This window comes from Mesorhizobium sp. M4A.F.Ca.ET.022.05.2.1, assembly GCF_003998845.1.
Classification (GTDB): domain Bacteria; phylum Pseudomonadota; class Alphaproteobacteria; order Rhizobiales; family Rhizobiaceae; genus Mesorhizobium.
This window is the reverse complement of sequence record NZ_RZOJ01000268.1, coordinates 1-8,562: the sequence shown is the minus strand read 5'-3', so window position 1 is coordinate 8,562 and position 8,562 is coordinate 1. Positions and strand designations below refer to the sequence as shown.

General features: G+C 60.1%; 8 protein-coding genes. All 8 read right to left on the bottom strand.

Features of this window, described 5'->3' with window-relative positions; all coding sequences use genetic code 11:
* The coding region (locus tag EN745_RS24060; RefSeq protein WP_127422423.1) for an aminotransferase class I/II-fold pyridoxal phosphate-dependent enzyme at positions 1-337 on the bottom strand (337 nt) is incomplete at its 3' end.
* A 13-nt stretch (positions 338-350) separates the two neighbouring features.
* Complete coding sequence (locus EN745_RS24055) at positions 351-1,295, bottom strand: homoserine kinase (RefSeq protein ID WP_127422422.1); 945 nt, start codon at positions 1,293-1,295, stop codon at positions 351-353.
* A 38-nt stretch (positions 1,296-1,333) separates the two neighbouring features.
* Positions 1,334-2,758, bottom strand: coding sequence for a threonine synthase (gene thrC, locus EN745_RS24050; protein WP_127422421.1), 1,425 nt, complete (start codon positions 2,756-2,758; stop codon positions 1,334-1,336).
* A gap of 61 nt (positions 2,759-2,819) precedes the next feature.
* Positions 2,820-4,133, bottom strand: a complete 1,314-nt coding sequence (locus EN745_RS24045; RefSeq protein WP_127422420.1) for an FAD-binding oxidoreductase — start codon at positions 4,131-4,133, stop codon at positions 2,820-2,822.
* A 55-nt stretch (positions 4,134-4,188) separates the two neighbouring features.
* Positions 4,189-5,067 (bottom strand): ABC transporter permease, encoded by an 879-nt coding sequence (locus EN745_RS24040; RefSeq protein WP_127422419.1) that lies wholly within the window; start codon positions 5,065-5,067, stop codon positions 4,189-4,191.
* A 32-nt stretch (positions 5,068-5,099) separates the two neighbouring features.
* Positions 5,100-6,050 (bottom strand): ABC transporter permease, encoded by a 951-nt coding sequence (locus EN745_RS24035; protein WP_127422418.1) that lies wholly within the window; start codon positions 6,048-6,050, stop codon positions 5,100-5,102.
* Positions 6,051-6,130: 80 nt separating this feature from the next.
* The gene (locus EN745_RS24030) at positions 6,131-7,801 is read right to left on the bottom strand and encodes a peptide ABC transporter substrate-binding protein (protein ID WP_127422417.1); all 1,671 of its coding nucleotides are present in this window, start codon (positions 7,799-7,801) and stop codon (positions 6,131-6,133) included.
* Between the two features lie 23 nt (positions 7,802-7,824).
* A partial coding sequence (locus EN745_RS24025; protein WP_145992113.1) for an ATP-binding cassette domain-containing protein occupies positions 7,825-8,562 on the bottom strand: 738 nt, incomplete at its 5' end.

Below are 8,562 nucleotides of genomic sequence, written 5' to 3'. Positions count from 1 at the left end.
CGTCGAAGCAGGAGCCGTAGAGGATGGTGTCGTCCATGCCGAGGAAGGACGAGATCGTCGCCTCCAGCTGCTTGTGCTCCTCCTGCGTGCCGCAGATGAAGCGCACCGAGGCCATGCCGTAGCCGTAACGGTCGAGCGCCTGCTTCGCCGCCTCGCGCAGTTCGGCGCTGTCGGCGAGGCCGAGATAGTTGTTGGCGCAGAAATTCAGCACCTTGTCGCCGCCAACCTCGATCTCAGCCGACTGCGTCGAGGTGATCACCCGCTCGGATTTGTAGAGGCCGGCCGATTTCAGCCCGGCAAGTTCATTGTCGATGTGGGAAAGGAATGCTGTGCTCATGGTCGGGCCCTGTTCATGCAATCTCTCCACGAAGCACCCGCAAAAGGCGCTCGAAGTGACTGGGATCGTGTGCGTTGAGGAGCGCAGCTTCGCGAGGCAGATGCAGATCCCAGAGACGCGACAGCCAAAAGCGAAATGCTCCTGCTCGCTGCATTGCAGGAAGCAATGAGCGTTCGGCTGGAGTAAGCGCGCGAACGGACTCATACCTGCCGAGGAAAGCCGCGGCTAGCTCATCGTGTTGGCGGACGGTGCAGCCTTCGACGCACCAGTCATTGAGGCACACGGCAATGTCGAACAGAAAGGCGTCGCATCCGGCGAAGTAGAAATCGAGGACGCCGGTCAGGCACTCACCGTCAAACAAGACGTTGTCGCGAAAGAGATCGGCGTGCACCGGACCCTTTGGTAGCTGCTTATAGGAAGGAGACGCTGCGATCTTCTTCTGGAAGGCCAGCTCGCTCGAGAGCAGCGAGCGCTGTCGATCGGAGATGCAGCGGCTGACCACTGGCGCCACCTTGTCCCACCATTCAAACCCTCGTGGATTGACCTGATGTCGTGGGTAATCGCTTCCAGCCACGTGCATTCGCGCCAAAACCTCCCCGACTGAGCGACAATGTACCTCGGTCGGTGCTGTCACGCTCTCGCCGGCAAGCCTGTTGACGACAACAGCGGGCCGGCCCTTCAGCGCGTGAAGGATTTGGCAGCTGCCGCTGGCGACCGGGTTCGGGACCGGCATCCCCCGCGTCGCAAGGTGCTTCATGAGGTGGAGGTAGAACGGCAATTGCTCGAACGTAAGCCGCTCAAACAATGTGAGCACGTACTCACCGGTTTCGGTGTCGACGAAGTAGTTCGTGTTCTCAATTCCGGTCGTGATCCCGCGAACGGTATGCGGTTTGCCCAGACCCAACGCCCAAAAGAATGCTGCGACCTCGTCAACCGAGAGCTCGGTGTATACGGCCATGGATGAAACAGTCCTCAGTCCCCGAAGCGACCCTTCCTCTAGCCCGCGCCCTGCACGATCTCTGAGATGTATTTCTTTACAGCTTGCGCATCGACTGGAAGGACTTTGTACCGTTTCGGCAAGCCTTCTATGCCATTGAATCGCTGCGGACGATCGGGCTCCCGGCCCAGAGCCTCCATGATCGTCCCAGCAAATTTGATCGGCAGTGCGGTCTCGAGCACGATCATCGGCCTCTCCGGGACGCAGTGCTCGCGCGCGACCTTCACGCCATCGGCCGTATGCGGATCAATAAGCGTGTTGGAACGCTGCCACGTGTCGCGGATCGTCGCCAACCGGTCGGCGTGGGTGCTCTTGCCGCTGCGAAAGCCAAAACGACCCGCAATCTGCGCGAAGGCGGGATCACCGCTGACATCGAACGATCCTCGATCCGTTAGTTGACCGTCAAACATGGATTTCGTCCGGCGCGCATCGCGACCGAGCAGGTCGAACACGAAACGTTCGAGATTCGATGCCTTTGAAATGTCCATGGAAGGGCTTGAGGTTTCATAAGTATCGGCTTGGCTACGCACGCGACACACACCGGTGCGGAAGAACTCATCGAGCACGTCGTTTTCGTTGGTCGCAACGACGAGACGGAATATAGGAAGGCCCATCATGCGCGCGACATGACCGGCGCAGATGTTGCCGAAATTGCCGGAAGGAACCGTGAAGTCGACCTCTGATGCGTTGTCTTCGGTTACCTGGAAATAGGCAGCGAAGTAATACACCACCTGAGCCACCAGCCGGGCCCAGTTGATCGAATTGACGGCGCCGATCCTGTGGCGCCTCTTGAAGTCGGCATCGCCGGACACGGCTTTCACGATGTCCTGGCAATCGTCGAATACCCCCTCAATGGCGATGTTCTGGATGTTTTCGTCCTGCAGGCTGAACATCTGGGCTTGCTGGAAGGCGCTCATGCGTCCGTGCGGCGACATCATGAAGACACGGATGCCCGTCTTGCCGCGCATGGCATATTCCGCCGCGCTTCCCGTGTCGCCGCTGGTCGCCCCGAGGATGTTCAGTTCCTCGCGCCGACGGGCCAGTTCATATTCAAGGAGGTTACCAAGTAACTGCATGGCCACGTCCTTGAACGCCAGGGTTGGGCCGTTCGACAGTTCCGCGACGTGAAGGCCCATCCCGAGAGCGCGCACCGGCGTGATCCGATCGCTCCTGAAAAGCTCGAGCGTATAGGTCTTCGCGCAGATGGCCTTCAGATCGCCAGGTGGAATATCGTCGATGTAGAGCGATAGGATTTCGAAGGCGAGCTCGGAATACGACAAGCCCCGCCACCGATCCAGCATGGCATCGTCCACAATCGGGTAAGTCTCGGGCACATAGAGCCCACCATCCGGCGCCAGACCTTCAAGCAGGATATCGCAGAACGACCTGCGTTCGGGATGGCCGCGCGTGGAGATGTAGTGCATGTGATGCTTTTCCTCATGGCCACGATCGTCGGGCCGGGGTCGAGAGATGCCCCTCGGGCTCTCAGCGGCGGGCCCGCCACCAGGCGATCTTGTCCTGCAGGCCATAGCCTTTGATGATCGCCGGCAAGAACCAGGGATCGCCCCTATAGAAGGGAATGGAAGCCGGCGGTCGGAAGTCGAAAGCCGTGCTTGCTTCCGGCGCGCGGCCCATCAGCTTGTAGGCGGCACGCGTACCGACCCACGGTGCCCAGACCACACCCGAACCGCAAAAGCCGGTGGCATAGACGATGCCATCCTTCTCGAAGATGCGGGGCAGCATGTCGCGGTTCATGGCCACGTTGCCGAACCAGCTATGCGAAAAGCGAACCTTCTCCAGCTCCGGGAAAAGCTCTACCAGACCGTTGCGAAGGCGGAGCGTCGGGGCTGTCGGATCGCTGTTGCCGCGGGAACTGTCTCGCCCACCGAGCAGAATGCGCGTGCCGTCGGGCGAAGGACGATAATAGAAGCCTAGCTCCCGATTCTCACCCATCATCATCAGCTTGGGCATCAGCCGCGTCATCAATTCAGGCGGAAGTTCCTCGGTGGCGATAATTCGGCTGCGAACCGGCACCAGCCGTCGGCGCAGGAATGGAGCGGCGGCATCAGTATAGCCGTTGGTGCAGACCAGCACCTGTCGAGCCTGCACAGTCCCGGCCGATGTCGCGACACGGAACCCGGACACATCTTTCTCGATGGAAATCACGGGCGTTCGTGAGTGGACTGTCAGCCCGGAAGCCAAGGCCACCCGCAGGAGCTCGGCGTGGAACTTAGCCGGGTGCAAACCGCCAATGTCCATCCGAACCGTGCCGCCTCGGTAGAAGTCGGTGCCGATGTAGTTGCCCTGCTCGGCATGCGGAACAGCGTACGATTCGATCCCTAGCCTCTTCGCCAGCGCCTCGGCGCCGCGGGCCATCTTCTCGTACTGGTCGTATCCGATAGCACCCATGAACCGACCGACCAGCTTGAAATCGCAGTCGAGTCCCTCGGTCTTAATCAAGTCATAGAGGAACTCGCGCGCGAGCTTGCCTTCAGCCTCAACCGCCTTGGCTTTATCCTCGCCAAAACGCCTGGTGATCGTGGCATAGTCCGGTCGGATTGATCCACTGGTGATCCCTCCGTTGCGCGACGAGGCTCCTTCGCCAGGGTTAATGGCATCGAAAGCTGCAACCGAACGCCCTTCTCGGGCCAGCACGAGCCCGGCCGAGAGACCGGCATAGCCGGCGCCCACGATCGCCACGTCCAGCCTCCTGGCGAAAGGCTGTGGCGGCAGCGGCCTCACCGGCGCCGCTTCCCACCAGTAGGGCGTATTCTTGTCGGCGACTTTGAGCTCGTCCACGTGACTGACTTCTCGTTGCGTTTGCTGATGAGAGAGCGGGCTATTTGCCCAACGTTCAAATGTGGTCATCCCGAACGTCCAGCGCGTCGCGCAGTCCGTCACCAATGAAGTTGAAACTGGTCACCGCGACGGTGATCGCAGCTCCGGGAATGATGGCAAGCCAAGGTGCGCTGCCCAGATATTGCTGGGCGCCATTGAGCATGTTGCCCCAGCTTGGCAGTGGCGGTTGGATGCCGTAGCCGAGAAAGCTGATGTAGGCTTCCATGAGAATGGCTCGCGCGACCGTCAAGGTGGAGGCAACGATGATCGGTCCCATGGCGTTGGGCAGTATCTCGCGGAACATGATGTGGGTGCCGCTCAATCCCAACATGCGTCCAGCCAGGACGAACTCGCGTTCGCGCAACGAGCGCACTTCCGCTTCAACGATACGGGCAACCTCCATCCAACTTGTGAGCGCGATGATGACGGTGATCATCACGGGACTGGGCTTGAGTGCAGCAGCCAGCGCAAGCAGCAGAAAGATCGATGGGAACGACAGGAAGCCATCGACCGTGCGCATCAGCGTCGCCCCAACCCAGCCGCCGCGATAGCCCGCGATCACGCCGACCATCGTGCCGACGAGCGTCGACAAAACCATGGCGAAGAACCCCACCAGCAGCGAGATACGTCCCGCCATCAAGAGTCTTGCCGCCAGGTCGCGGCCGAGCGGATCAGTGCCTAGAAAGTGGTGGCCGGTGAGCGGAGGAGCAAAGCGGGCCCGCAGGTCGATATACAGTGAATCATACGGCAGAAGGTGGGGGCCGAGGACGCAAGCAAGGCACAGGAAAGTGATCATCGCCAAGCCAAGCAGCGCCAAGCGATGCCGCATGAAACGACGTGCCGCGCGGTTGTTGCTCCATCGGCTTGGAGCTGCATATGCGGTTAGAGCGGTCATAACGGCTGTCTCCTGTCGGGGAAGTTGCGCGTTCAAGCCAGACGAATGCGCGGATCGACAATAGCGACGACGACATCGGCGATCAGGTTTCCAAGCAGAACGAGGATGGCCGAGAACATCAAAAGCCCCATCACAACGGGATAGTCGCTGTAACCAAGGCTATCGAGAAACAAACGTCCCATACCTGGCCAGGTAAAGACCGTTTCGGTCACCAGCGCGCCGGTGAGCACACTAGGAAGCTGCATTCCGGCCAAGGTAATCATCGGCAAAAGCGCGTTACCGACGACATGCTTCATCAGAATCCGGCGTTCACTCAATCCCTTGGCCCGAGCCGTCTTGACGAAATCCTGGCTGATGGCGTCGAGGGTCGCCGTTCGCATGTAGCGGCTCCAGATCGCGACATGGACCAGCGACAGCACGATGCTTGGCAGGATCAGATGGTGGAGATAGCCGAGGATCGAGCTATCGCCGATCTCGGATATATTGCCCGCCGGCAGCCAGCCCAGCTTCAGGGAAAAGATGTAAATGCCGATGAGTCCGAACCAGAAAGTAGGGACCGACAATGCGACCATGGCACCGACAGTCGCTAGATAGTCGAATAGCGAGTAGCGGCGCGTGGCACCCCGAATTCCGATCCAGGCGCCAATGGAGATAGCAATCACCGTTGAAGATCCCATCAGCAGTAGCGTGGCAAAGAGATGGCTGCCAATGATCTGCAATACCGGCGCTCCGTCACGGAAGGAGTGTCCCCAGTCGCCTCGCACCAGCCGCCACGCCCAGTCCAGATATTGGATCCATATGGGGCGATCGAGGCCCAGCAGCCCCTTGAGGCGCTCGATGTCCTGCTGGGTCATCCCGGGATCGAGCCCGAATTGGGCCATCGGGCCGCCGGGCAGAAGATTCAGAATGCCGAAGCCGATGATCGAAACGATCACAAGCAATACCAGGCTCTGCGAGAGGCGATTGAGCAGGAAGCCACGCATTCTGAGTCCTCCGTTCGGGTTGACGGTTCTATGCTATTGCCGCCGCCGCGCGGTGAGATCGGGCGGCGGCAACGGCGTAATCAAGCCTTCCACTGCCAGCCTGCGGCATGCCACGAGGCAGTGCGCGTGTTGGCGTTGGGCTCGAAACCGTCCAGTCCTTTCTTGCGTCCGAGCACGTTCGTAAGCGCCGACAGCGGCAGGAAGGGCAGATCATGACGCACTATTTCCTGCACGCGGTTATAGACTCCGCGCCGCTCCTCAGGATCGAAGATGCGAGCACCCTTTTCGAGAAGAGCATCGACCTCCGGATTGGAATATTGCCCGGTGTTCGAGCCGTGTCCCCCCTGAGCGGCGATTGCCTTCGTATGAAGGCGATTTGTGGCATCGGGGTCCGCGGCAATCAGATAGGTAACGCCAACCATGGCTGTGTCGAATTGTGACTTCAGCCAGAATTCGCCCCACATGACTGCGGCCGGCAGATTCGAGATCTTCATCTCTACGCCGATCTCGGCAAACGTCTGCTGCAGGAACTGCTGCGTCTGCTCGCGGAGGTTGTTGCCAGACGTCGTTGAGTTAGAGAACGACAGTCGCACTCCGTCTTTGGCTCGGATTCCATCCGGTCCCGGAGTCCAGCCGGCCTCATCCAGAATCTGACGCGCGCGGTCCAGATTGAACTCCTGCACGGGGAGGTTCGGATTGTAGTAATAGGACTCCTTCGGCATGAAGGTCTCAGTGAGCGTGCCCACGCCGTAGTAGATCGTGTCGACGATAGCTTTCCGGTCCATCGCCGCGTAGAGCGCCTGGCGCACGGCCAAGTCCTTGAACTGCGGACGGCCCAAATTGAGATAGATCGACTCCAAGGATGCCCCGGTCTCCAGTGTCACCACGCGGTCTGGCAGTTCGCGGGCTTCAGAGTAATGGTCGGCAGTGATGTACGACTGATCGACCAGGTCTACGTCGCCACTCTTGAACTGCGTGTAGAGCACGGTCATATCGGGAATATATTTGAAGACGAGCTGCTCCACATAAGGGCCTTCGCCGGCATAGTCGGGATTGGCGACGAGTTCGATATGGTCGCCTGCGATGCGCTGGCTCCATTTGAATGCGCCGGTGCCGATCGGCGCCTGGTTGAACGCAGCTGTATTGGGATCGACCTCTTTCTCCAGAATGTGCTTGGGCACCATGAAAGTTTCGGCCAGGAACGAAAGATAGGGCGCGAAAGCCTCCTTCATCCGCCATGTGATCTCTGTAGGCGAAACCACTGTGATGTCCTGCACGAGCGAATGGCCGCTCGTACGCCAGGCCCGAAACTTCGGATTCGTGATGAGCTCAAGGGTGAATTTCACGTCCTCGGCCGTGAAGGGCTGACCGTCGTGCCAGCGGGCATTGTCGCGCAACCTGACGCGCCAGTTGAGACCATCCTCCGAAATGCCGCCGTTCTTCTGACTTGGCACCTCGGCTGCAAGATTCGGCTGAAGCACACCTTGCGGATCCATCCGGACCAGCGCGTCGAAAACAGAAAAATGGACCGCGTCATCGACTTCGATATGCGCCATCAACGGATTGAACACGGTCGGCTCCTGCGAAAGGCCGACGACAACGCGACCGGTCGGACCCCCAGAAGGGGTCTTGGCGAAGGCGGGCTTGCCCAGCAGATTGGGCGCGATGAGGCCTGCAGCCCCGCCAAGCGCCATCAGCCGCAGCGCTTCGCGCCTGGAGTAGTTGGACGTAGTCTGTGAATTTTTGGTCATGGTAGTTCCTCTCTTGTTATTTTTCATGCGTTTGCTGCAATGGGACGGGCATTGCCCGACCTCTCCCCTGGAATTGCCGCCACGAGTTGGCGCGTGTAGGCGGCTTGCGGGTTCAGGAATATCTGCGAGGGCGGTCCGTGCTCGACGATCCGGCCCTTCTGCATCACGGCGATTTCATCGCAGATCTGGCTGGCGACGCGCAGGTCGTGGGTGATGAAGACCATCGACACGCCGGTCTCGCGCTGTATCTGGTCAAGAAGCTGCAGGATCTGCGCCTGGATTGACACGTCGAGCGCGGAAACCGCCTCGTCGGCAATCAACAGCTTCGGCTTGAACATCAGCGCGCGAGCGATGCCGATGCGCTGGCGTTGCCCACCCGAGAATTCGTGCGGATAGCGGCCAAAAGCGCCGGCATCGAGACCTACATGGGCCAGAAGCGCACGTGCTTCCTCGCCCGCCTGGGCGTAAGGCGTCCCGTGGGCCACTGGACCCACGGTCAAGATGTGGCCGACGGTCGAGCGCGGGTTGAGAGACGCGAAGGGATCCTGAAAGATCATCTGGATCCGCGGTCTAAGCGGGCGGAACTCCGCTTCGGAAAGCTTGGCTATGTCGGATCCTTCGAACAAAATCCCGCCGCCGTCGCTGTCCAGCAGCTTGATCAGCAGCCGGCCCAGTGACGATTTTCCCGAACCGCTCTCGCCTACGACGCCCAGCGTGCGGCCGGGTGCCAGTTCGAAGGAAACCTCGTCCACCGCCTTCAC

Coding starts and splice junctions, on each gene's coding strand:
- EN745_RS24055 (WP_127422422.1), bottom strand. CDS start 1,295: ATGGCCGTATACACCGAGCTCTCGGTTGACGAGGTCGCAGCATTCTTT.
- thrC (WP_127422421.1), bottom strand. CDS start 2,758: ATGCACTACATCTCCACGCGCGGCCATCCCGAACGCAGGTCGTTCTGC.
- EN745_RS24040 (WP_127422419.1), bottom strand. CDS start 5,067: ATGACCGCTCTAACCGCATATGCAGCTCCAAGCCGATGGAGCAACAAC.
- EN745_RS24035 (WP_127422418.1), bottom strand. CDS start 6,050: ATGCGTGGCTTCCTGCTCAATCGCCTCTCGCAGAGCCTGGTATTGCTT.
- EN745_RS24030 (WP_127422417.1), bottom strand. CDS start 7,801: ATGACCAAAAATTCACAGACTACGTCCAACTACTCCAGGCGCGAAGCG.